Origin of the sequence: Mycobacterium colombiense (assembly GCF_001672755.1) — a bacterium.
GTDB classification, from domain to species: Bacteria; Actinomycetota; Actinomycetes; order Mycobacteriales; family Mycobacteriaceae; genus Mycobacterium; species Mycobacterium colombiense_C.
On sequence record NZ_LZKI01000067.1, the window covers coordinates 1 to 23,772 of the forward strand.

General features: G+C 66.9%; 24 protein-coding genes and 1 pseudogene. 14 read left to right on the forward strand and 11 right to left on the reverse strand.

Features of this window, described 5'->3' with window-relative positions:
• Window positions 1-208 (forward strand): annotated as a pseudogene (locus A5708_RS26720) (SDR family oxidoreductase); the annotation flags it as partial.
• Here A5708_RS26720 and A5708_RS08830 read toward each other — a convergent pair.
• The 5 genes from A5708_RS08830 to A5708_RS08850 all read right to left on the reverse strand — a co-directional run bounded on the left by A5708_RS08830 (window position 209) and on the right by A5708_RS08850 (window position 5,063).
• Entirely contained in the window at window positions 209-712 is a 504-nt protein-coding gene (locus A5708_RS08830; protein ID WP_065028287.1) for an isoprenylcysteine carboxyl methyltransferase family protein, read from the reverse strand.
• A 14-nt stretch (window positions 713-726) separates the two neighbouring features.
• Window positions 727-1,749, reverse strand: a complete 1,023-nt coding sequence (locus A5708_RS08835) for a type III polyketide synthase (RefSeq protein WP_196772579.1) — start codon at window positions 1,747-1,749, stop codon at window positions 727-729.
• A gap of 253 nt (window positions 1,750-2,002) precedes the next feature.
• On the reverse strand, window positions 2,003-4,249 hold the full coding sequence (locus A5708_RS08840) for a molybdopterin-dependent oxidoreductase (protein ID WP_065028261.1): 2,247 nt from the start codon (window positions 4,247-4,249) through the stop codon (window positions 2,003-2,005).
• A 51-nt stretch (window positions 4,250-4,300) separates the two neighbouring features.
• Window positions 4,301-4,726 carry a PPOX class F420-dependent oxidoreductase gene (locus A5708_RS08845; protein WP_065028262.1) on the reverse strand — a complete coding sequence of 142 codons (426 nt, stop codon included), beginning with the start codon at window positions 4,724-4,726 and terminating at the stop codon, window positions 4,301-4,303.
• 103 nt (window positions 4,727-4,829) lie between these two features.
• Complete coding sequence (locus A5708_RS08850) at window positions 4,830-5,063, reverse strand: CsbD family protein (protein WP_064878823.1); 234 nt, start codon at window positions 5,061-5,063, stop codon at window positions 4,830-4,832.
• 297 nt (window positions 5,064-5,360) lie between these two features.
• On the opposite strand from A5708_RS08850, the gene A5708_RS08855 reads away from it, so the two are divergent.
• From A5708_RS08855 to A5708_RS08865, 4 genes are all read left to right on the forward strand, one after another.
• Window positions 5,361-5,813, forward strand: a complete 453-nt coding sequence (locus tag A5708_RS08855) for a nuclear transport factor 2 family protein (protein ID WP_065028289.1) — start codon at window positions 5,361-5,363, stop codon at window positions 5,811-5,813.
• 109 nt (window positions 5,814-5,922) lie between these two features.
• A complete protein-coding gene (locus tag A5708_RS26725) occupies window positions 5,923-6,084 on the forward strand; it encodes a hypothetical protein (RefSeq protein WP_155765947.1) in 162 nt (53 codons plus the stop codon).
• 212 nt (window positions 6,085-6,296) lie between these two features.
• The gene (locus A5708_RS08860; protein WP_065028263.1) at window positions 6,297-7,691 is read left to right on the forward strand and encodes a WS/DGAT/MGAT family O-acyltransferase; all 1,395 of its coding nucleotides are present in this window, start codon (window positions 6,297-6,299) and stop codon (window positions 7,689-7,691) included.
• Between the two features lie 51 nt (window positions 7,692-7,742).
• Window positions 7,743-8,633 (forward strand): alpha/beta fold hydrolase, encoded by an 891-nt coding sequence (locus A5708_RS08865; protein WP_419538315.1) that lies wholly within the window; start codon window positions 7,743-7,745, stop codon window positions 8,631-8,633.
• 46 nt (window positions 8,634-8,679) lie between these two features.
• Here A5708_RS08865 and A5708_RS08870 read toward each other — a convergent pair whose 3' ends face one another.
• From A5708_RS08870 to A5708_RS08885, 4 genes are read right to left on the reverse strand one after another with little or no spacing between them, the layout of a single operon-like run.
• Window positions 8,680-9,156: a nuclear transport factor 2 family protein gene (locus A5708_RS08870; RefSeq protein WP_065028265.1), complete on the reverse strand. Its 477-nt coding sequence runs from the start codon at window positions 9,154-9,156 to the stop codon at window positions 8,680-8,682.
• A 10-nt stretch (window positions 9,157-9,166) separates the two neighbouring features.
• Complete coding sequence (locus A5708_RS08875; RefSeq protein WP_065028266.1) at window positions 9,167-10,012, reverse strand: mycofactocin-coupled SDR family oxidoreductase; 846 nt, start codon at window positions 10,010-10,012, stop codon at window positions 9,167-9,169.
• Window positions 10,009-10,824: a mycofactocin-coupled SDR family oxidoreductase gene (locus A5708_RS08880; protein ID WP_065028267.1), complete on the reverse strand. Its 816-nt coding sequence runs from the start codon at window positions 10,822-10,824 to the stop codon at window positions 10,009-10,011. The genes A5708_RS08875 and A5708_RS08880 overlap by 4 nt, the downstream gene beginning before the upstream one ends.
• Window positions 10,821-12,431: a flavin-containing monooxygenase gene (locus A5708_RS08885; protein WP_065028268.1), complete on the reverse strand. Its 1,611-nt coding sequence runs from the start codon at window positions 12,429-12,431 to the stop codon at window positions 10,821-10,823. The genes A5708_RS08880 and A5708_RS08885 overlap by 4 nt, the downstream gene beginning before the upstream one ends.
• A gap of 130 nt (window positions 12,432-12,561) precedes the next feature.
• Between A5708_RS08885 and A5708_RS08890 the strand changes: the two genes are divergently transcribed.
• The 8 genes from A5708_RS08890 to A5708_RS08925 all read left to right on the forward strand — a co-directional run bounded on the left by A5708_RS08890 (window position 12,562) and on the right by A5708_RS08925 (window position 19,242).
• Window positions 12,562-12,840 carry a 2Fe-2S iron-sulfur cluster-binding protein gene (locus tag A5708_RS08890; protein ID WP_065028269.1) on the forward strand — a complete coding sequence of 93 codons (279 nt, stop codon included), beginning with the start codon at window positions 12,562-12,564 and terminating at the stop codon, window positions 12,838-12,840.
• Between the two features lie 89 nt (window positions 12,841-12,929).
• Window positions 12,930-14,114 carry an acyl-CoA dehydrogenase family protein gene (locus A5708_RS08895; RefSeq protein WP_065028270.1) on the forward strand — a complete coding sequence of 395 codons (1,185 nt, stop codon included), beginning with the start codon at window positions 12,930-12,932 and terminating at the stop codon, window positions 14,112-14,114.
• 15 nt (window positions 14,115-14,129) lie between these two features.
• Window positions 14,130-15,038 (forward strand): biphenyl-2,3-diol 1,2-dioxygenase, encoded by a 909-nt coding sequence (gene bphC / locus A5708_RS08900; RefSeq protein ID WP_065028271.1) that lies wholly within the window; start codon window positions 14,130-14,132, stop codon window positions 15,036-15,038.
• Window positions 15,035-16,501, forward strand: a complete 1,467-nt coding sequence (locus A5708_RS08905) for an FAD-dependent oxidoreductase (RefSeq protein ID WP_065028272.1) — start codon at window positions 15,035-15,037, stop codon at window positions 16,499-16,501. The genes bphC and A5708_RS08905 overlap by 4 nt, the downstream gene beginning before the upstream one ends.
• Window positions 16,502-16,586: 85 nt before the next feature.
• Window positions 16,587-17,015, forward strand: coding sequence for a nuclear transport factor 2 family protein (locus tag A5708_RS08910; RefSeq protein ID WP_065028290.1), 429 nt, complete (start codon window positions 16,587-16,589; stop codon window positions 17,013-17,015).
• Between the two features lie 188 nt (window positions 17,016-17,203).
• Window positions 17,204-18,031, forward strand: a complete 828-nt coding sequence (locus tag A5708_RS08915) for an IclR family transcriptional regulator (protein ID WP_065028273.1) — start codon at window positions 17,204-17,206, stop codon at window positions 18,029-18,031.
• A gap of 247 nt (window positions 18,032-18,278) precedes the next feature.
• Window positions 18,279-18,626 carry a hypothetical protein gene (locus A5708_RS08920; RefSeq protein ID WP_065028274.1) on the forward strand — a complete coding sequence of 116 codons (348 nt, stop codon included), beginning with the start codon at window positions 18,279-18,281 and terminating at the stop codon, window positions 18,624-18,626.
• Entirely contained in the window at window positions 18,619-19,242 is a 624-nt protein-coding gene (locus A5708_RS08925; RefSeq protein ID WP_065028275.1) for a Dabb family protein, read from the forward strand. The genes A5708_RS08920 and A5708_RS08925 overlap by 8 nt, the downstream gene beginning before the upstream one ends.
• Window positions 19,243-19,248: 6 nt before the next feature.
• Here A5708_RS08925 and A5708_RS08930 read toward each other — a convergent pair whose 3' ends face one another.
• Complete coding sequence (locus A5708_RS08930) at window positions 19,249-20,136, reverse strand: SDR family NAD(P)-dependent oxidoreductase (protein ID WP_065028276.1); 888 nt, start codon at window positions 20,134-20,136, stop codon at window positions 19,249-19,251.
• Window positions 20,133-22,061 carry a flavin-containing monooxygenase gene (locus A5708_RS08935; protein WP_065028277.1) on the reverse strand — a complete coding sequence of 643 codons (1,929 nt, stop codon included), beginning with the start codon at window positions 22,059-22,061 and terminating at the stop codon, window positions 20,133-20,135. Before A5708_RS08935 ends, A5708_RS08930 begins: the two co-directional genes overlap by 4 nt.
• A gap of 101 nt (window positions 22,062-22,162) precedes the next feature.
• Here A5708_RS08935 and A5708_RS08940 point away from each other — a divergent pair, with 101 nt between their 5' ends.
• Window positions 22,163-23,764: an acyl-CoA synthetase gene (locus tag A5708_RS08940; RefSeq protein WP_065028278.1), complete on the forward strand. Its 1,602-nt coding sequence runs from the start codon at window positions 22,163-22,165 to the stop codon at window positions 23,762-23,764.
• Window positions 23,765-23,772: the final 8 nt, after the last annotated feature.

Genomic DNA, 23,772 nt, shown 5'->3' on the forward strand with positions numbered 1-23,772 from the left:
GGATGACCCGGGCCTGGTCCTCGGGCAGGCCCATCCGGCCGACCGGAACCCACTGCGGCCATTGCGCCTGTTCCTGGCCTCCGACCTCTCGGGCTTCGTCACCGGCCACGTCATCCCGACCGACGGCGGCACCGGCGCGGCCGGCGGATGGTTCCGCTCGACGCGCCGGCCCGATCGCCGGTGGACCAATCGCCCCATCGCCCCCTGATCACGCGTAACCCAGCGCCGCGTTCTCCGCGCGGATGCGCACGGAGAGCACCAGCGCATTGGCCAGGCTGAACACGATCGCGGTGAGCCACGCGCAATGCACCAGCGGCAGCGCGGCCACCTCGGCCACCACCGCGGTGTAGTTGGGGTGGCGCACCCAGCGATACGGCCCGCGCTCAACCAGCGGTGCGTCCGGGATCACGATCAGCCTCGGGTTCCAGTGCTTGCCGAGCACGCTGACGCAGCGCCAGCGGACGATCGTGCTGAGCGCCACCACGGCCAGCATCGGCCAGCCCAGCCACCCGATGAACGGCCGGTCCAGGCTCCAGGTCTCGACGATGCACGAGACCAGGAGCAGGGCGTGCATACTGACCATCGCCGGGTAGTGATCGCGTCCGAACTCCTTGCCGCCGTGCGCCATTGACCATCTGGCGTTTCGCTGGGCGACCGCCAACTCGACGAGGCGTTCGGCCCCGACGGCGAGGATGAACAGGTAGTAGTACATGGCGTCGTCCCCCGTCACCACTGCAGCAACAGCAGCTCGAAGCAGAAACCCGGCCCCATCGCGAGCATCACCCCGAAGGCGCCGTCGCCCGGCGGCGCGGCGACCGTGCGGCGCAGCACGTCCAGCACGGACACCGAGGACACGTTTCCGTTCTCCCGCATGGAGTTTCGGCTGTGTGCGAGGGCATCGCCGGGCAACCCGATCGCGTTCTCGATCGACTCGAGGACTTTTGGACCGCCGGGATGACACACCCAGGCCGCGATGTCGGTGACGGACAGCGCGTGATCGGCCAGGAACGCGTCCACCTCGGCGCGCAGGTAGTCGTCGGCCATCTTGGGGACGTCACGGGACATGACGAGCTGGAACCCGCTCGAGCCGACGTTCCAACCCATCACGTCGACGGTTTCCGGAACGACGCGGCTGCGGGTCGCCAGAACACGTGGCCCTGTTGCTTTGTCGGCCAACGTGTTTCGTTCGGCCCCGGTGGCGACGACCGCGGCGGCGCCGTCACCGAACAGCGACACACCGATGAGCGCGGGGATCGAGGTGTCATCGCGCTGCAGGGTGAGCGAGCACAGTTCGACCGACAGCAGCACGGCCACGTCCCCGGGGTAGCCGTGCAGGTAGTCGTGGACGCGCGCCATTCCGGCCGCGCCGGCCACGCAGCCGAGCCCGAACAACGGCACCCGTTTGACGTCGGACCGCAACCCGATTCGTGTCATCAGTCGCGCGTCGATGGTGGGCACCGCGATTCCGGTGCTGGAGACCATCACGATGGTGTCGACCTCGTGCGGCGCCACGCCGGCGGCCGTGAGGGCCGAATTGATCGCCCGCTCACCCAGATCGACGGCCACCTCGAGATACGCGTCGTTCGCTTCCGTGAAGCCGCTCAGTCTCGGGTAACGCGACAGCGGCAGCGCGAGGCTGCGCCGGTCGACGCCGGCGGTCTGCGCAAAGCGCAGAAATCCCGGATCGGTGAAGCCGGTGAGTTCGCGTGCGACCTCGTCCTGGTCGTAGCGGTGCGGCGTGAAAGCCACTGCGGTGCCGGCGATCCGTGGAGCCCCGCATCCTCCGCCCGAGGCCCGGTGCGGGGAACTGGAAAACGTTGTTGCAGTCATGCCCATGCCGACGACGGCGGCCCCGTAAAAGGTTCACCGGATCACCGCCGAAGTGAGTTGAACCACAACGGCACAGCTACCGTTAACCGGGAGACAGGCCACGGGGGGACGTTGTCGGGCGCGCCTTGTTCGGCGCGAAAGGGCCTGCGGGACTGTGGAACCCCCGGGGCGTTCAGGCAGTTGGCGCAGGCCGGAACCGGGCTTGATCGTCGATGATGGTGACCGGGATGCCATTGAGCACGCCGTTGCCGGAGGGCTCGTCGACAAACGTCGGCGGGGACAGCACATTCGTGTTGACACCCGGCGAGCTGTTCGCCACCGACATGCGGGTGCCCGGCTTGCCGTGCCCCCAGCCGTGCGGCATCGAGACCACGCCGGGCTTGATGGACTCGGTGACCTCGACGGGAACTCTGATCTCGCCGGCCTCCGATTTCACCGTCACGATGTCGTTGTCGGTGACGCCGCAGCGGGCCGCGTCGTCGGGATGGATCAGCAATGTGCACCGGTCCTTTCCCTTCATCAGCGCGGGCACGTTGTGCAGCCAGGTGTTGTTGGATCGCAGGTGCCGGCGGCTCACCAGGACGAGCGGCTCGGCGGGCCGCTGCATGCGTGCGGCCAGGCGCGGCAGGTCGTCGAGCAGGTATGGCGGGGCGAGCCTGATCTTCTTGTCAGCCGTGCCCAGGATGTCGGGCAGCTGCGGCACCATCGGCCCGAAGTCGATGCCGTTCGGGTTGGCCTTGAGTATGTCCAGCGTCAGCCCACCCGGATTCTTGCCGTACTGGTCACCGAAGGGTCCGGTACGCAGCGTGAGGTCGAGCATTCGCTCGGGTCCGCCGTGCTCGTAGAGCTTGCGGATCTGTGCACCGTCGAGGCCTTGGGTAAACGCCAGGTAGTCGAAGAAGCCGTCGTCGATGGCCGCGACATCCACGTCCTCGGCCGGTGTGCCGGTGCACAGGCCGGTCAACCGGATCAGGATCTCCCATTCGTGCGGGCGATCGCCCGGATCGAACACCGGGGCGGAGTAATTCGCGATGCTGCGGATGGCGAAGAGCAGGATCAGATCGTCGTGGTGCGGCTGCTCGAGCGGGGACAGGCCGGGCAGGATCACGTCGGCGTGCCGCGTGGTCTCGTTGAGCCAAAGGTCAACGGAGATCATGGCTTCCAGCATCGGCAGCACTTCGTCGAGTTTGTCACCGGCGGGCGTGGACAACACCGGGTTGCCCGCGACGGTGATCAGCGCCTTGAGCTGTCCGTCGCCCGGGGTGGCGATCTCCTCGGCCATGCAGGACACCGGCGCCTGACCGAGCACCTCCTTGGCGCCGCGCACCCGGGTGTGCCAACGACCGAATTCCGGTGCGCCGTCCTCCAGCCCGGGCAGTGGCTGGGTGGTGATCGACCAGGCCGCCGGCTTGGGGAACATCGCGCCGCCCGGTGTGTCGAAATGGCCGGTGAGGATGTTGACGGCGTCCACCAGCCAGCTGGCGAGGCTGCCAAACTCCTGATTGCACAGGCCGATTCGGCCGTATACCACCGACTTCTCGGTGCCCGCGAGCTCGCGGGCCAGCCGGCGGATCCGGTCTTCGTCGATGCCGGTGACGGCGCTGACCCGTTCCGGCGGCCAGTCCGCGGCGGCTCGCCGCATGGCGTCGACACCATCGACGTGCGGCCCCGGCCTGATGAGGTCCTCGTCGAAGAGGGTGTGTGCGACGGCCAGCAGCAGCGCCGCGTCGGTTCCCGGCACGATGGGAAGCCATTCGTCGGCGCGCGCGGCGGTCAGGGTGCGCACCGGGTCGATCACGATCACCTTGCCGCGTTTGCGAATCCCGTCGATCAGACTCATCACGTTGGGCGCGGCCAACAGCGAGCCCTGCGACGCCGCCGGGTTGGCGCCCATGATCACCAACAGGTCGGTGCGTTCGATGTCGGGCACCGGGAAGTTCCACCACAGGCCGTACATGAGATGCGACGACAGGTTCTTCGGCCACTGATCGACCGTGCCCGGTGAATACGTGACCGGCATGCCGGACATGCCCATCAGGACGCCCGCGTAGCGGGCCAGTGAGAACGAGTGCGCCAGCGGGTTGCCGGTGTAGGCGGTGACCGCGCCGATGCCGTACTTGTCGATCACCGGGGTCAGCAGTTCGGTGCAGCGGCGAAACGCCGCGTCCCAGCTGACTTCCCGCCATTGGCCGTCGACCTTGATCATCGGCCGGCGAATGCGGTCCGGATCGTCGTGCAGGGCCGCAAGCGAGGTGCCTTTAGGGCACAGATGTCCGCGGCTCCACACATCGTCGCGGTTGCCCCGGATCCCGGTGACTTTTGCGTTTTTGGGGCCGCCCTCGACGCGAATTTCCAAGCCGCACATGGCTTCACACAAGGGACACGTGCGCAGGTGCGTCCCGTCTTCGCCCGGTTTCATCCACCCACTGTATTCCGCTACCGGCGGTAGCGGAAGTGCCAAGATTCGGGGTCAGCCCGCCCAGGGCCCGATGCCGCCGACCTTGTCGATGCGGATGTGGGTGAGGTAGCCCGGCGGGGCGTTGTCGGGCGGGAACTTGGTGTTCGGGTCGCCGAGGACCGGGTTGAGCTCCGCCAGCAGTTCGGGGGCGCCGCCCTCGGTGATCCGGGCGGTCCCGGTGAGCGAGAGGTAGGGCCGCATCCCCTGGCCGGCCGCGTCGAGCGACACGATGGTCACCGCGACGCGCGGATCGTTGCGCACGTTGCGGACCTTCTTGTGTTCGGAAAGGTGGGCGCTGACGAGTTCGTCTCCGTCGGGCGTCGACCGCAACGCCACCCAGACGACGCTCACCTGGGGGCTGCCGTCGGGATTGATGGTCACCAGCGTGGCATCCGCGCCCTTCCCGATGAGGTCGCGGGCGGCGTCGTTGAGCTTCATGCGTTGTTCTACACCCGCATGCGGCTTTTCATTCCCGGGCTTTCCCGCCCGCGACAAAGCGGTGGCCCGGCCACGCCTGTGACCGGGCCACCATCGACTGCCGCTACTGTTCGGCTTTCTGGCGAGCTTCGTTGATTTCGGCGGCCTTGCGGGCGCTTTCGGCTTCGGCCTCTTTCTGGGCGGCCTCTCGTTGCGCGTCGGCCTTGTCCTGCTGAGCCTTGCCCTCCCGCATCAGGTCGTCACGTCCGGCAACCGCGCCGGCGACTTCCTTGACCTTGCCCTTGACGCCCTCGACGATGCCTTCGATGGCTTCTTCCGGACCACTCTTGTCCGACATGCGTTCTCCCTCCGTGTGGCGCGCGAACGCCCGTGTCGTGCGCTCGCCCCCTTTATTGCCCAACCGCTGCGTTCTCGAAACGTGGGCGGCGAGTAGCCTTCGCCACACCCGTGACCGGGCGGATCGTCGTCACCGAGAACGCACCGGAGATATGGCCCAATTGCCGTGCCGGACAACATCGCCGATCACACTTCGGTGACTTTGGCGAGCGCCGCATCGGCAGGTTTCCAGCACCGTCACCGGGTGCGCCTACGCTGGTGGGCCGAGGTTTCGGCGACGGCGCGAGGAGACGTGACGGTGGAAATGTGGGAACTGGTCGCCCGCGAGCGAATCCGGGACACCTTGGCGCGTTACAACTGGTCCGGTGACGCCGGCCGGCTCGACGGACTTGCGGAGACGTTCTGCGCCGACGGCGTCCTCGAGATCCGGGGTTTCGCGCCGCTGCGCGGGCGTTCGGAGATCGCGGCATTCCTGGGCGGTGTCACCGGGAGGGTCGCCGTCGAGGCCGGCGTCAAACCGGTTGTGCGCCATAACGTCGCGAACGTGTTGTTCACCGCGGTGGCACCCGGACAGGCCCGGGTCGACTCCTACTTCACCGTGGTCACCCACATCGGGCTCGACCACTGCGGCCGCTACCGAGACCTCCTGGTGCCCGAGGCTGATGCTTGGCTGATCAAGCACCGCAAGGTTTCGACCGACTGGGCGGCGCCCGATTCCGCGATGGCCCGCGAGCCCTCCGGGGGGCAGTGATGACGTCCTCGCGGGCACACTAAACCTGTTGTCCGCGTTGATGTTCAACCGTAGTCGAGTCAAGCGGGAAAGGACCGATCATGTCCGCGTCCGAGACCCCGGCGCACTGATGATCGTCCTGGTCTTGGGCGCGACGTCGATCGAGCACTTCAACGTGATCGGTGAGCAGCTTGTGCACGCGCTCTTTCTCGTCGGCGTGATTGCCTTCCGCGGCCACCACCGCTACTGCGTCGACCGCCTGCTCGCGGGGCACCGGTCCACCAGCGCATAAGCGGCGACCCGCCGGCCGCACCGGGCGTCGGCTGAGTGGCGATTTCGTTAAATGTATCGCCGGGATGTTTGCCGAAAGCCCCGCAACGGCTACAGATAAAAGTCACCCGAAATAAGTTGCGGTCGCCCCGATCGTGCGTCCCCTCAGGAGCTCCGGGATGACCGCCGGTCACGTGACCAGCGGTCATGGCCGCATAACCGAGACGAGCAAGCATGCAACGACTCAGTGGATTAGACGCGTTCTTCTTATACCTGGAATCACCGACGCAGCCTTTAAACGTTTGCTGCGTGCTGGAACTGGACCCGATGACGATGCCGGGCGGCTACACCTTCGACCGCTTGCAGGAGGCACTGTCGGTGCGGTTGGACGCCGTGCCAGAATTCCGCCTCAAGCTGGCCGACAACCAATTGAACTTCGATCACCCGGTGTGGGTGGACGACGATCGGTTCGATCTTTCACGGCACCTGCACCGCGTCGCCCTGCCCTCGCCCGGAGGGCCGAGGGAATTAGCGGACATCTGCGGCCACATCGCCGGGCTACCGCTCGATCGGGATCGCCCGCTCTGGGAGATGTGGGTGGTCGAAGGCCTGCACGGCACCGACGCGTTGTCCGTCGTCGTCAAGATCCACCACGCGGTGGTCGACGGCGTGGGCGGGGCCAACCTGCTCGCGCAGTTGTGCAGCGCCGTGCCGGACGCCGCGCCGCCGGAACCGGCCGAGCGCATCGGCGCGGCGAATCCGCTGCAGATCGCCGTGAGCGGGCTGATCGGCGCGGCACTACGGCCGTGGCGCCTGGCCAAGGTGGTGCCGTCAACGGCGCTGACCCTGGCGGGAACGCTGCTGCGTGCCCGCGGCGGCGGCCAGACGATGGCGGCTCCGTTCGCGGCACCGCCGACGGCGTTCAACGGCTCGTTCACCCGGCGCCGCAACGTCGCCCTGACCAGCGTGGACCTTGAGGATGTCAAAACCGTCAAACGCCGGTTCGGGGTGACGGTCAACGACGTCGTGACCGCGCTGTGCGCCGGCGCGCTGCGCCAGTACTTCCAGGACCGCGACGCGCTGTCGGACCTCCCTTTGGTCGCCAGCGTGCCGGTGTCCGTCCGCGACAGATCAACTCGGACGGGCCGCAACCAGATGACCTGGATGCTCTGCCGGCTCGAAACCCACATCGACGACCCGGTGCAACGGCTGGCCAGCATCGCCGCCGGAAACGCCGCCGCCAAGGACCACTCCGCGGCGCTGGGCCCGACCCTGCTGCACGACTGGACGCAAGTGGCCGGACAAACCATGTTCGGCGCAGCCAGGAAACTGCTGCCACGCATGCCCCTGCCCGACAAGCCGCCACACAACCTGGTGATGTCCAACGTGGCCGGCCCGCAGGACCAGCTCTACTTCCTGGGGTGCCGGCTCGACGCCATGTATCCGCTCGGCCCGATCATCGCGGGCGCCGCGCTCAACATCACCGTGATGTCGCTCAACGGCCGACTGGGCGTCGGCATCATCTCCTGCCCCGACCTGGTTCCGGACCTGTGGGACCTCGCCGACGCGTTCCCGGCCGCGCTCAAAGAGCTGCTGAATTGCGGCGAATCCGTGGGCAATCCGCTCTGACCGGCCCGGTGAGCGGAACCCCGTCCGCCCTGCGCGCGAAGGCATGGCAGGGTGACATCCGTGGCAGACACATCTGAACCGACGACCGTCGCAGCGGACGACCTGCGTGAAATCGGCCTCGAAAAGGGCGCTTTGCGCTACTACGACACCGGCGGCCCGGATACCGGCCCGGTACTGCTGTTCCTGCACGGGTCGGGGCCCGGCGTCACCGGGTGGCGGAACTTCCGCGGCGTGCTGCCCGCCTTCGCCGCCCACTTCCGGTGCCTGATCCTGGAATTCCCCGGGTTCGGGGTCAGCGACGACTTCGGCGGGCATCCGATGGTCACCGCGTTCGGCACGGTGTCGCCCTTCCTGGACGCGCTGGGAGTCGAGAAGGTGCACATCGTCGGCAACTCGATGGGCGGCGGCGTCGGCATCAACTTCGCCACCCATAACCCGGACCGCGTCGACCGGCTGGTGACCATCGGCGGCATCGGCACCAACATCTTCAGTCCCAGTCCGAGCGAAGGCATTCGGCTGCTGCAGGAGTTCGTCGAGGACCCCACGCGGCAGCGACTGGTGGATTGGCTCAAGTCGATGGTCTACGACCAGGGGCTGGTCACCGAGCAGCTGATCGAGGAACGCTGGGAGCTGGCCACCGACCCGGAAACCCTGGCCGCGGCCCGGCGCATGTACGGCAAGGCGGCATTCGCCGGGATGAACGCCGCGCTGAACGCCTCCGACCGGCCGCTGCCCTGGGCGACCATGCACAAGCTCACCGCGCCCACCCTGTTGACGTGGGGTCGCGACGACCGGGTGAGCCCACCGGACATGGCGCTGATTCCGATGCGCACCATCCCCAACGCGGAACTGCACATCTTCCCCAACTCCGGGCACTGGGCGATGATCGAGGCCAAGGACGCGTTCGAAAGCACCGTGCTGGCGTTCCTGTCACGCGGCTAGCGGCGATCGCGCGCGCGGCGAAGCCGGACCACGCCGGTCGGCGCGATCAGCTCTGTCCCGCAAGGCCTTTCGTCAACAGGGCGAGCGCGTCGGGGTTGCCGTCGAGCGCTCGGCTGGTGCGGGTGGCGATCTGCCAGCGGTCGTCGATGCGGCGCAGCGCGAAATGGTGTGCGGTGGCCCGCCACACGCGATAGCCGTCGCCGTCGCGGACCAGCACCAGGGATTCGCATACCGCCACCGCCTCGTCACCGTCGACCGTGACGACACACGGCCCGAGGAAGTGCGAGCAGCCCTTGGCCACCAACTTCTGGTGGGCCTGCGAGCTGATCATCGCGTGGACGTCGGCGCGGCTTTCCATGCGCCAGCCGTCGACGTCGTACACGCCGTCGCTCGCCCACAGGCCCGCGGCGGCGTCGGCGTCGCCGGCGTCGACCGCGGGGCCGTACGAGGCGATCAGGCGGGCGATGTCGCGCTCGTCCTCGAGCCGGCGCAGGCGGGTCAGCACCTCGTCGATGGCGGTCATGGTGTTCTCCTCATCGCTGGGTGGCCCCGGCGTCGACGGGCAGGACGATCGCGGTGATGTAGCGCGCCTCGTCGGAGGCCAGGAACAGCGCGGCGTTGGCCACGTCCACCGCGTCCACCCACGGGACCGCGAGCATGTTCATCGAGCGGGCCGCCTCAGCGAATTCAGCGCGCGTGGGCGGGCGGTCCAGGTCGGGCCGAAACGCGGTGCTGACCACGTCGTTGTGGATCATCGGCGTGTCGACATTGGTCGGGCTGACGCAGTTGACCCGAACATTGTGTGGCGCAAGCTCATTGGCCATGCTGCGCATCATGCCGATCACGCCGTGCTTGGCGGCGGTGTAGTGCGCGACGCCGACCAGCCCGCGCAGGCCCGCGATGGAGCTCGTCAGGATCATCGACCCCGCCCCGCGCGCGATCAGGTGCGGCGTGGTCGCGCGGCAGGTGTGCCACACGCCGGTGAGGTTGACGTCGAGCATGGTGCGCCAGGCGTTTTCGTCCAGCTCCACGGCCATGCCGCGCGAGGTGATACCCGCGGTCGCACAGACCACGTCCAGACCACCGAACTGCTGGACACCGCGATCGGTGGCGGCCTGCATGCCGGACAGGTCGCGCACGTCCACGATTTCGGTGTGCACGCGCGCACCGGCCTCGGCGACCAATGCGGCCGTCTTTTCGAGGTCGGCCGGGGTGCTGTGCGGGATGGTCACCGTGTCGACCGGACCACACACGTCGAGCGCGACGACGTCGGCGCCCTCCTGCGCGAACCGCACCGCTTGCGCGCGGCCGATCCCGCGCGCCGCGCCGGTGATCAGGGCGACCTTCCCTGTTAGACGCCCTTCGGCCGTCATGGTCATGTCGTCTTCTGGGTCAGGCCGGCGTCCACGACGAGCTGGGTGCCGGTGATGTAGCGGGCTGCGTCGGAGGCCAGGAACAGCACGGCGTTGGCGATGTCGACAGGCTCGACCCAAGGCACCGGGAGCAGGTTGCGCGCCTGCAGCACCTCGGCCGCATCGGCTGCGGTCGGGTTGTCCAGGTCCGGCCGCAACCGCCGAAAGGTGTTCTCGTTCAGCACCATTGGCGTGGCCACCGGGCCGGGGTGCACGGTGTTGACCCGGATGCCGCGCGGGCCGAGCTCGTTGGCCAGGGTGCGCGCCAGGCCCACCACCGCGTGCTTGCTGGCGGTGTAGTGCGCGGTGTTGGGCAGCCCACGAAGCCCGCTGGTGGAGCTGATGATGACGACCGAGCCACCCTGATCACCTTCCGGATCGACCATGTGCGGCACACTCGCCCGGACCGTGTGCCAGACGCCGGTGAGGTTGATGTCGAGCGTGCGCTGCCACACCTGGGGGTCGAGTTCCCAGGAAGGTGCGCCGGGCAGGTGGACCCCGGCGTTGGCCACCACGACGTCGAGGCGGCCCAGCGCGGCGACACCGGCATCCACGGCGGCCGTCATCGCCTCGAGGTCGCCGACGTCGGCCAGGCCGGTCACGCACCGTCGGCCGCGGTCCTCGACTCCCTGTGCGGTGTCGCGCAGCTCGTCGGCCGCGGTGTCGGCGTCGAGCGCGATCACGTCCGCGCCCTCGTCGGCGAAGCGCGCGCAGTGCACCCGCCCGGTGCCTTTGGCGGCGCCGGTGACTACGACGACCTTGTTCAGCAATCCCGTCATCGTTCGATTAAATCGAAGCCCCGGTAGCCGGTCTCGGCCACCTCGGCGCAGATGTCGTTGTAGGTGGCGAATCCTCCGACGAACAGCATGAAGCCCCTTGGCTTTCCGGGCACGTTCGCGCCCATGTACCACGAGTTCGCCTTGGTGAACAGCGTCGTCTCGGCACGCCGGGCGCATTCGGCGCCCCAGCCGTCGACGCTGTCCACGGTGGCTTCGATGCCCGCATACCCGTGGTCGTCGAGGTAATTGATGGCCTGGGCGATCCAGTTCACCTGGGCCTCGGCGTGCAGCACCATGTTGGCCAGCACGGCGGGCGCTCCCGGGCCCGAGATCAAGAACAGGTTGGGGAAGCCGTCCACACCCAGGCCGAGATAGGTGCGGGGTCCGTGCGCCCAGTCCTCACGCAGCGTCGCGTCGCCGCGTCCGACGATGTCGATGCTGTCCAGCGCCCCGGTCATCGCATCGAAACCCGTTGCCAGCACGATCATGTCAACATCGTAGTGCGCGTCACCTGCGTTGATGCCCGCGGCGTCGATCGATTCGATCGGCGCGTTGCGGACACTGATCAGCGACACGTTGGGCCGGTTGAATGTCTGAAAGTAGTTGCTGTCGGTGCAGATTCGCTTGGTTCCGATCGGATGGTCGGTGGGAATCAGCAGATCGGCGAGGGCCGGATCGTCGATGACGGCCCGGAGTTTGTCCTCGTAGAACCTGCGGGCCTCTTCGTTCGCCTCCAGATCGGTCATCTGGTCCGGGAACGTCTTCGAGAACAGCACACCACCCAACTGCCAACGCTTTTCGAACGCCGCGCGTCGCTCCTCGGGTGTGAACTGCATCGTCGGCTTCGGGGCGGTGAGGTGCGGTGAACCGCCGCCGCTGCGCCACGACAGCGCACGCCGCTGCGGATAATTCGCCTTGATCTCGTCGAGTTCCTCAGCGGACAACGGCCTGTTGCCGGCCGGGACGCTGTAGTTGGGGGTGCGCTGAAAGACGTACAGGTGTGCGGCCTGCTCGGCGATGATCGGAATCGATTGAATGCCAGACGATCCGGTGCCGATGACCGCCACCCGTTTACCGGTGAAGTCGACGGGTTGGCGCGGCCAGTGCGCGGTGTGGTAAACCTCGCCCGCAAAGGTTTCCAGGCCGGTGAAGTCCGGCGTCAGCGCGGCCGACAGCGGGCCGGTCGCCATCAGGCAGAACCTGGCCGAAAGCCGTTGGCCTGCATCGGTAATGACCGTCCAGCGCAATGCCGGTTGGTCGAGTGTCGCGGAAACCACGCGGGTGCGCAGCGCGATGTCAGGGCGCAGGTCGAGCTTGTCGGCCACCCAGTTCAGATACGCCAGGATCTCGGCCTGGGTGGCATACCGTTCGGTCCAGTTCCACTCCCGCTGGAGCTCGTCGGAGAACGAGTAGCAGTAGTCGACGCTCTCGACGTCGCAGCGGGCACCCGGATACCGGTTGTAGTACCAGGTCCCGCCTACCTCGGGGGCGGCCTCGAGCACCCGCACCGAGAGGCCTTGGCTGCGCAGTTTGTACAGGGCGTACAGGCCGGCGAACCCCGCGCCGACCACGACGACATCGAGAGGCTGTTGGCCGGGAGCGTTCACAAGCAGTCACCGTAGGGCCTTGCGCAGCGCGGGCCGCCGTCCCTCCCGATCACCGGACGGTTCGGGTGAGTTCTCCCGGCCACCGGGCGCGCGCGCCCGCCGCCCGGCGCTCATCGCCGACCATCGGCCGATGCCGGAAGTCGCACATGTCAACGTCGATCTGGACGGCCGGCGGCATCGTCTGCGCTGGCCGCAGGGACAAACTTTGGTCGAGACACTGCTGGACGCGGGGATCGCCGTGCCGCACTCGTGCCGGCAGGGCAGCTGCGGTTCGTGCGTGGCGACCGTGATCGCCGGGCGGGTCGACATGGCCCCGTGCGACGTCTTGGACGCCGCCGACCTCGACGATGGCCTGATTCTCGCCTGCGAGGCGAGGGCGGCCGGCGCCGATGTTCACGTCGAATTCTGATTGCCGGTGTCCGCTCATCGGGATTTCCTTTGGGACGGCCCGGATCTGCGGTAGACCATTACTAAGCCCACTCACGTAAGGACAACGATATGAGCGACCGGGTACTCGACCGGGTAGTGGCCATGGCCGACCAGTTGCGCGACCAAGCCGCCGAAGCCGAACGGATCGGGCGGCTCACCGACGACACCGTCAAGCTGATGAAGGGCGCCGGCCTGATCCGGCTGCTGCAGACCAAGCAATACCAAGGCTTCGAGGTTCACCCCCGCGAGTTCGCCGAGACGACGATGGCCACCGCGGCGCTGGACCCGGCGGCCGGCTGGATCGTCGGCGTGGTGGGTGTGCACCCCTACCAATTGGCCTACGCGGACCCAAAGGTCGCGGCCGAGATCTGGGCCGACGACGTGGACACCTGGATGGCCTCCCCCTACGCGCCGCAGGGCGTGGCCAAGCCCGTCGACGGCGGCTACCTCTTCAACGGCCGCTGGCAGTTCAGTTCGGGCACCGACCACTGTGACTGGATCATCCTGGGCGCCATGCTCGGCGACGAGAAGGGCATCCCGCTGATGCCGCCGCAGATGCTGCACATGATCCTGCCGCGCAAGGACTACGAGATCGTCGAGGACTCGTGGAACGTGGTGGGGCTGCGCGGAACCGGCTCGAAGGACGTCATCGTCTCCGACGCGTTCGTGCCCAGCTACCGGACCATGGATGCGACCAAGGTGATGGACGGAACCGCCCAGCGGGAGGCCGGCATGACCGAGCCGCTGTACCTGATGCCGTGGTCGACGATGTTCCCGCTGGGCATCTCGGCGGCGACCATCGGGATCGCCGAGGGGGCGCTGGCCGCGCACCTCGACTATCAGCGCGCGCGCGTTGGCGCCACCGGGACCGCGATCAAGGACGACCCCTACGTCATGCACGCGATCGGCGAGGCGGCCGCCGACATCAACGCCGCCCGCCAGGAGCTGCTGGCCAACGCCGACCGCATTTACGACATGGTCGCGGCCGGCAAGGAGGTGTCGTTCGCCGACCGGGCGGCCGGGCGCCGGACGCAGGTGCGCGCGGTGTGGCGCGCGGTGTCCGCGGTCGACGAGATCTTCGCCCGCTCGGGCGGCAACGCGGCGAGAATGGACAAGCCGCTGCAACGGTATTGGCGTGATGTGCACGTCGGGCAGATGCATGCCATCCACGTCCCCGGCACCACCTATCACGCGTCGGCGCTGAGTTCGATCGGCATCGACCCGCCCGAGGGTCCGCTGCGGGCCCTGATCTGAGCAGGAGACGCATCCGTGAGCGATCTGAAAAGCCTGGGCTACATCACCATTTCGACCAACGACATCGACCGCTGGCGGCAGTTCGCCTTCGGGGTGCTGGGTTTCGCCGAGGGCAAGGGCCCCGACCCGTCGGCGCTGTACCTGCGGATGGACGAGCGGGCGGCCCGGCTCATCGTGGTGCCCGGTGAGACCGACCGGGTGCTGACCGTCGGCTGGGAAGTGCGCGATCACCCGGCGTTGCAGCGCGTGCAGGCCACGCTGGACGGCGCAGGCGTGGCGTACAAACAGCTGTCCCCCGACGAGGCCGAGGCCCGCCGCGTCGAAGAGGTGATCACGTTCGAGGATCCCGCCGGCACCACGCTGGAGGTGTTCCACGGCGCCGTGCTCGACCACAGCCCGGTGGTCACGCCGTTCGGTGCGAAGTTCGTCACCGGCGACCAGGGCATGGGCCACGTGGTGATGCCGGCCACCGATCCCAACGGGCTCTTCGACTTCTACACCGAGGTCCTGGGCTTCCGCGCCCGCGGCGCGTTCCGGGTGCCGCTGCCCAAAGAGTTCGGCCCGGTGCGGGTTCGGTTCCTGGGCATCAACGAACGCCACCACAGCCTGGCGATCGTGCCGGCCGCGCACCAACGCGACCCGCGGCTGGTTCACATCATGGTGGAGGTCGACACCCTGGACGCCGTCGGGCAGGCGCTGGACCGGGTCAACGCCGAGGGCTTCCAGCTGTCGTCCACCCTGGGCCGGCACACCAACGACAAGATGGTCTCGTTCTACGTCCGCGCACCCGGTGACTGGGATATCGAATTCGGCACCGAGGGGATGCGGGTAAACGAAACCTATTACACCGCAGAGGAAATCACCGCCGACAGTTACTGGGGCCACCAGTGGGTCGGTGAAATGCCCGCGGCCATGCGGCTGTGACGCCCGAATCGGACGTCACGCCGGTCGCGGCGTCGTCGATCACGTCGTGGGATGACGGGGCCGACGTCGTCATCGCGGGCTACGGCGTCGCCGGTGCGGCGGCGGCGGTGGAGGCTGCGCGGAGCGGCGCCGACGTGCTGGTGCTGGAGCGCACCGGCTCCTGGGGCGGCGCGGCGTCGATGGCCGGCGGCTTCATCTATCTCGGCGGCGGTACGCCCATCCAAAAGGCTTGTGGCTTCGAAGATTCCGTCGACAACATGGCAGCCTTCCTCAACGTCGCGATGGGACCCGGCGCCGACGAGAACCGGATCGCCGATTACTGCGCCGGCAGCGTCGCGCACTTCGACTGGCTGGTCGGGTGCGGCGTCCCGTTCAACGCCGAGTTCTTCGCCGAGCCCGGCTGGGAGCCGATGGGCGACCAGGGCCTGATGTACAGCGGCGGCGAGAATTCGTTCCCGTTCAACACCATTGCCTCCCCGGCGCCGCGCGGGCACGTCCCGCAGATGCAGAACAAGAAGCAGGGCGAGGCCAGCGCCGGCTACATGCTGATGAAGCCGCTGGTGGAAACCGCGACCGCGGCCGGCGCCCGGGCGCTGTACGACGTGCGGGTGTCGCGGCTGATCGTCGAATCCGACGGCCGGGTGGTTGGCATCCGCGCCCGAAAGTACGGCACCGAGATGAACATCCGGGCGCGGTCCGGGGTGGTGCTGGCGACGGGCAGCTTCGCCTATAACGACGCGATGGTGCAGCGGTATGCGCCGCGGATCGCCGGCCGGCCCGCCGCCTCCATCGAGCAGCACGACGGGCAGGCGATCCGGATGGCGCAGGCGCTGGGCGCCGACCTGGCGCACATGGACGCCACCGAGGTCGCGATCTTCATCGACCCGCAGCAGCTGGTGCGCGGCATCCTGGTCAACGGCCGCGGGCAGCGCTACGTCGCCGAGGACACCTACCCGGGCCGGATCGGGCAGCTCACCCTCTACCAGCAGGACAACGTCGCCTATCTGATCATCGACGGCGATGCGCAGGAGGCGGCGATGGCCTCGTGGTCGCCGAAGTTCCTGCTGCGCCCGGCGACCTGGGTGGCCGACACCGTCGCCGACCTGGAACGCGACATGGGACTGCCGCCCGGGTCGCTGCAGGCGACGGTGGCCGCCTACAACGAGGGCGCCGCGCGCGGCGAGGATCCGCTGCTGCACAAGAAGCCGGAGTGGATCAGACCGATCGGCTCCCCCGTCGGCGCCGTCGACCTGCGCGAGAACACCGGCGGTTTCACCCTGGGCGGGCTGGCCACCACGCTGGACGCCGAGGTGCTGCACGTCAGCGGCGCGCCCATCCCGGGACTCTTCGCCGCCGGGCGCTGCACCGCCGGCCTGGCCGCCTGGGGGTACGCCAGCGGCGTTTCGCTGGGTGACGGCAGCTTCTACGGCCGGCGCGCCGGGCGCTCCGCAGCCAAGGGCTGAGTCTCATGTCCTTCCTGGCCAGCTCCGACCCGTAGTACCCGCACCGCAGCGAAACGAAGGTGGAGGACAGATGGATTCTCACCAACTGCGAGTTCTGTGCGATGAGCGAGACGTGGAACGAAGGTTGATTCTGTTCGCCCGCGCCATGGACGACCGAGACTGGACCGCAATCGCCGAAATCCTAGACGCTGATGCAGAGGGTGATTTCGGAACCGGCCGCGTGCAGGGTAGGGCTGCGATCGTCGAAATGCTGCACGGATTTCTCGACAGTTGCGGCCCCACCCAGCACCTCTTGGGCAACGTTGTCATTGATGTCGACGGCGACGTCGCGATCAGCCACGCCTACGTCCACGACGTTCATTTGAGATCTGACGCCCACCATTCGGCGCGGTTCTACACTCTCGGCGACTACACGGACACTTGGCAGCGGCGCCACGACGGGTTGTGGTGCCTGACCGAACGGATCAAGTCCAATCGAGCCTATGTCGGGTCTCTCGCGCTGTTCGAGAGGTAATCGGGGACGGTCGCCGGTCGAAAACCTCGACCACCACCGTGCTCTGACCTGAAAGAGCCGCCGACCGCCGTCGGACGCGACCGCGCCCGGCGGCGGTTTTCGTGTCATGTGTGACAAGGACCACGCGGATGTGGTAGAAACAGATATTCCTAATAGGAATATTCCAGCTAGATACCCTTGGAGGGTCGATGCCAGCAACTGCCGAAGCAGCTACGCCCACGGCGGTCATCGACCGCATCTCGCTCGTCCTGGACGCATTCGACGGGCCCGGCCGGCTGACGCTGGCGCAGATCGTCCGGCGTACCGGCCTGCCGCGCTCGTCCGCGCACCGAATGCTCGAGCGCCTGGTGCAGCTGCGCTGGCTGCGCCGCAGCGGCCGCGACTACGAGCTGGGCATGCGGCTGGTGGAGCTGGGCTCGCTGGCCGTGCATCAGGACCGCCTGGTGCGCGCCGCCGGTCCCCTGCTGGGCGAATTACACCGCGCCACAGGGCTCGTCGTGCACCTTGCGGTTCTGGACGGCCCCGACGTGGTCTACCTCGACAAGGTAGGGGATTCGTCGCCGGCGCCGATACCCACGCGGGTGGGCAGCCGTCAGCCCGCGCACTGCACCGCCGTCGGGAAGGCGATGCTGGCCTACCGCGACGAGGACGCGCCGGTGGACCTGCGGGTCCGCAAGACCAAGTACTCGATCGCCACCGGCTCGCAGCTGGCCGTCGAGTTGTCGCGGGTGCGCGCGCATGGTGTCGCCTTCGAACGCGAGGAATCGCTGCTCGGATTCGGTTGTGTGGCAGCACCTATCGGCGGACCGGGTGAAGCCCAGGAAGTCATAGCGGCGGTGTCGGTGTGCGGGCCGATGAATCGAATGATGTTCGACCAGCGATTGATCGCCCCGGTCCGGATGACCGCGATGGGCATCTGGCGGCACGCCGAGGGCGGCACGCAACGCGTCGCCCCGACCCTGCAGCCCTTGCGTCCGCTGCGGCCGGCGCCGCGGCCGGTGTTGCAGTACGCGTAAACCTCGATACCTCTCCTCATCGAGACGCTGGCAGCCGCGGTCCGTTGGTTCGCACCACGGCGGACCCAGGCCAGCGCGAGCACCCGCTCCCGATCTGTGCTGTCGACGGACGTTGAACCGGTGACCCACTGCCGCAGCGTGAGGCATCACGTTCCCGCCGTGGGCATTTCGCAATCCGGTAAACGGTACCTCCCAGTAGACGGGACTTACCCGTGTCCAACGCGAAACCGCGCCATACCCTTTGCGTATGGCTAACGGTGAGATATTTGTCGTCGACCGTGTCACCACGCGCCCCGGTTGTGCCAGGGAATTTGTGGACACCTACCTCAACGAGTACGCCCCGGCCGCACGCGACCGAGGTATGACGCTGCGTAACATCCTGGTCAGCCCGCCGATCTGGTTCGACGATCAATCCAACACCGTGACCGTCACCTGGTCACTACCCAGCCTGCAGGCGTGGTGGGAGATGACGTGGCAGGGCCGGCCAGACCCCACCCTGGGGCCATGGTGGGAAGGCATCAGCGATCTCATCGAGACGCGCGGGCGCAGCGTGGCCGCCGCGGCCAACGACGTCGATCGACTCTGCGATGTATAGCGTGATCCGGCTGCTCGACGTCATCGAGCAGGATCGCGACCGCGTGCTGACCGCTGTGCGTGCCGTCGCCGCAAACACCGGGGCGCAGTGCCGAGTCGCCGAGCCGACGCTGCCGGGTGCACGCAACGGCGGCGACGTCCTGGTGCACCTGCGCTTCGGCGCGGAAAGCCAATGGCATTCCGCCGAGCCCGATTTTGCGGCTTTGCTCAATGATCCCGCGATCACCGCCGTCAATGGCGCCTGCTATTCAGGCGCGGCTTCCCGTACGGGCGAAACCGGCACCGTCTATCGAGCGCTGTTGCTGTGTGTGCTTCCCGGCACCGACAACGACACCATCGCCCGCTTCGAAGATGAGCTGCGTTTGATGCCGCGGTATATAAAGACGATCACTGCCTGGCAGCTGAGCCGTGTCGAGCAAGCTGTCGGGGCGCAAGAGTGGACCCACGTGTTCGAGCAGGAATTCACCAGCGTCGAAGGGCTGATGGGCCCGTACTTGATGCACCCGATCCACTGGGCCGTAGTGGACCGGTGGTTCGATCCCGAGTGCCCCGAAGTCATCGTTCGTAATCCGGTGTGCCACAGCTTCTGCGCCATCACCGAGCCGGTGCTGAGCTGAATCCAGCTAGACCCCCGCCGGCAGGATATTTGGGTTGGCCGTCGTCGGTGGCTCCAGCGCGGGTAGCTCGCCTTTGCCGTCCAGTGTGCGAACTTGCAACCGCTGCGACCACGGATAGTGCAGGCTGAATGCAACCAAGCCGGTTCGCTCAGCCGCGGGAAGGTGACACATCGCCAGTACTGTTTCGGCCAGGTATTCGACCGATTCAGTCGGGAACGACTTGGGAATCAACTGTGCTGCACCGGGTGTCCGAACCGCCGTCGACGGGCCCACGCAATTGACCGCGATGTTGGCGTCGAGCAGTTCGGCGGCGACCCCCTGGGTGAAACGGTGCAGCCCGGCCTTCATGGACGCGTAGATCACGTCACCCGAAGTCTTGTTGTAGTCGCGGTACGGCCGCACCGGCGCCAGCCCGGTCACCGACCCGATGTTGACGATCCAGCCCGCGCCCTGCTTGCGCATATGGGGCACTGCGGCTTTCGTCAGGACAAAAGGCGTGCGCAGGTAGTGCTCCACAGTACGGTCGAACGTCTCCAGGCCCATCTCCTCGATCACCGAGTAGTCGGCGAAGCCCGCATTGTTGACCAGGATGTCGATACGGCCGGTGCGGTCGAGCACGTGATCGATCAGGCTACTCCGGGCACCGTGGTCCTCGAGGTCTACGGCCAGCCCGAACGCCGATCCCCCGGCGTTCTCGATCAGGGCAATCGTCTCATCAATCGTTCCCGGCAGTACCGCATCCAGCCCCGTCCGGGTGGACCGCGAGGGTGAGCGGTTTCGCGCCGTCACCGCCACCGTGGCGCCCTCGGCAGCCAGTCGCTGCGCGATCGCCCGGCCAATCCCCCGGCTGCTGCCGGTGACCAAAGCCGTTCTACCGGAGAGTAACCGGGTCATCGCAACTCGAAGTGCTCTTCGATCGGCGCGCGGTGTTCATGCCAGAGGTCCACCAGCCGATACGGAGTGGCCACTACGACCCGCCCCGAACCGGAGCGGTAATAAGTGTGTGCGTTCGGGGTGTGACACCACACCGTGTTGGCCATGGCCTCGTCGATCGCGGCCACATAGTCATCGTAAGCCTGTTGCGTGACCTCCATCGTCGTCGCACCGCGCAGCGCCATCAGCTGCAGGCATTCGATGATGTAGTGCGACAGCACTTCCATCGAGAAATTAGCGCCTGCTCCGTGACCGGGACTGTAATTCGGGGCTGAGTTGATGAACAGGTTGGGAAAGCCCGGCACGGTGCCGCCGCGGTACGCACGGGGGCTGTCACCCCACTCGTCGGTGAGTTTGCGGCCGCCGCGGCCGCGAATATCGATGGTGGACAAGAAATCAAGGTGATATCCGGTGGCATAGATGATCACGTCGAGATCGACCTGCCTACCGCCCTGCGTAACAATACCTTTGGCGTTGACCGCGGCAGGCTCACTGGCTTCCACATCGACGTGCTCACGGGTCAACGCCGCGTAGTAACCACCTGGGTCGCGGATAATCCGCTTGCCGTAAGGCGCAAAATCCGGCGTCACCTTCTTCGCCAGTTCGGTTCCCGAACCGAAAGTTGTGTTGATGTAGTCCATACACATAAGCAAGAGCACGTCGTTCGCGGGCGAGATCGATAGATGCGTTTCCGCCCACTCCGGGTCACGCAGGATGACGGGATAGTTGTTGTCCGCGGTGCCCCAGTAGGATTTCAGCCTGTTCCATTTGGCGTAATGCGGGACGTGACGGCCGAGATAACGGCGGTATTCGGGAACGTCGTCGGTCAGCCGCTTACGCGGCGCCACCCAGTGTGGCTGCCGCTGGAACACCGTGAGGTGCTCGACTTCGTCCACACAGGCGTCAACGATTTGCACGGCTGTGCAACCAGCACCGATGATCGCCACTCGCTTGCCCGCGAGATCCAGTGATGCATCCCATCGTGCGGAGTGAATGCCGATGCCTGCGAATGTCTCCCGGCCCGATAGCTCTGGCCAACGCGGCCGGTTGAGATAGCCCGCGGCGGTAATCACCACGCGCGCATGAGTGATGGCACGCTTACCGTCGCGGTCAACCGAGTGGATCTGCCAACAAGCGCGGTCCGCATCCCACCACAGCGCCGTCACCTCGGTGGCGAATCGGATGTGCTCACGCAGTCCGTACTTGTCCGCCAACGCAACCAGATATGCCTGGTATTCAGCGCCCTGCGGGTAGTAGCTCGTCCACTCGGGATTCACCTCGCGCGACAACGAGTAGTACGCGGAGGGAGTGTCGACTCCGATGCCGGGGTAGGTGGTGGTCAACCACGTCCCACCGACTTCGTCGTTGCGATCGATGACTTCGTAGCCAACCCCGGCTTCGGCGGCCGCGAGCGCAGCGATGATGCCGGCGATGCCCGCACCGATGATCACCACATTTGTGGTTTCGGGGATCGGCACCGTTCGCGGCAGCGTCGGTCGTGAGAGCTGAAACCCGCCCTGCTCGAGCAGCAGCGGAACGAACTCGTCGTCCACCTCCGACCCCAGAGCCAGCGGAAGCAAGCGCCTGAACAGCTCGGGGTCATCGATGGGCGGAGCACTCGCCTGCCGGTTCTCGACCAGGGCGGCAACCAGGGCGCTCACCAATTCCTGTGCGGTGTCGGCATCGGTGACGCCGGCCCGCTCGGGGGGATCGGGGACGTGGGAAATCTTAGGCCCGAACTTCTCGATTACAGACGCGTCGCCGGTCAGCTGAGCCAGGACCGCAACCAGCACGCCGGGATCGGCCCGAGCAAGGTGCGCCCGCAGTTCCTCGAGATCGAGCGCGGCCGAGTCGGGAGGCGACGTCGATTCGGTGGCGGAGGTCATGGACTGAGTATCGGAGCGGGTGAGCGGCTTGGGCACTGCTGTGTCTACTCAGCGGGAGGCGAGAAGCTGCGTCTCGACTGTCGCGGCCTACCCTCCCACGTATGCAACGCGTGCGTCCCTCTGAACTCGACGCTGTGATCGCAAAGGCACGCAGTCACACGCTCAGTGATATTCCGCGCCGGTCGGCCCGAAAGCATCCGGGCAAGCCCGCGATCATCGACGGAGACGTCCTTCTCACCTTCGCTGAGTTCGACGCTTTGGTAGACAGGACCGCAGCCGCGTTGCACAACAACGGCTTTGCGCCCGGCGAGCGCATCGCCCTGCTGGCCCACAACTGTTGGCAGTACGCGGTCCTGGTTTTCGCCACGGCTCGCGTCGGTGTGGTTTTGGTGCCGATCAATTTCATGCTCACCGCTGAGGAAATCTCTTACATCCTCGGTCACAGCGGAGTCAGTGGATTCGTCGTCGAGGGTGATTTGACGGCCACCGCCGAGCGCGCGATGCAGCTCGGCGGCGTTGTCACGACCAGGGTGGCACTGATGCCGGCCGGGCGCACCGCTCCCCCGGGCTGGGATGACTTCGCAGGGTGGTTGACGGCGAACACCACCGCGCCGGACCTGAACATCGATGACGACCAACTCGTGCGGCTGATGTATACCAGCGGGACCGAGTCGCGGCCCAAGGCCGTGATGCACTCCAGCCGCAGCCTGATGTGGCAGTATGCGAGCACGATCGAGGCCGGCTCGATGTCTGGAGACGACGTCGAGATCCATTCGCTACCGCTTTATCACTGCGCACAGCTGGACAATTTCCTGGCCACCGACATCTATCTGGGCGCTACCAGCATCATCCTGCCGCGTCCCGAACCGGACGCGGTCCTGCGCACCATCGAGCGCTATCAGGTAACGAATTACTTTGCGCCACCGACGGTGTGGATCAGCCTGCTGCGCTGCCCGACCTTCGATAAGGTAGATCTGACCAGTTTGCGCAAGGGGTACTACGGCGCCTCAGCGATGCCGATCGAGGTACTGCATGAGATCCGCCAGCGGCTGCCGCGTCTGAGGTTGTGGAACTTCTACGGCCAGACCGAGATGGCGCCATTGGCGTCAACCCTGGGACCCGATGAGCAGGATGCCCATGCCGGCGCGGCCGGGCGCCCAGTTGTCAATGTGGAGACAACGATCCTCGATGACAACGACATCCCCCGAGGTACTGGTTCGGTGGGCGAGATCGCGCATCGCAGCCCGCACTTGATGCTGGGCTATCTCGACGATCCCGAACGAACTGCCGAGGCCTTCCGCGGCGGCTGGTTCCACTCGGGCGATCTCGGTTACTACGACGAGCACGGCATGTTGCACGTCGTGGACCGCAAGAAGGACATGATCAAAACCGGCGGAGAAAATGTGGCCAGTCGCGAGGTCGAGGAGATCGTCTACCGGCATAGCGGCGTCGAGGAGGTCGCGGTCTTCGGTGTGCCGCACCCGGTTTGGGTGGAAGCCGTGGTGGCGGCGGTGGTGCCGCGCGATGGCATCGGTCTCACCGAAAATGACATTCTGAACCATTGCCGCGAGCATCTGTCCGGCTTCAAGACACCCAAGCGAGTTTTCTTCGTCGATGCACTGCCGAAAAATCCGAGCGGCAAATTGCTCAAGCGAGAGCTTCGCGACCGGTTCGGTCTCGGGGGGCAGGCCGTGTTCCACTGACCGGGCAT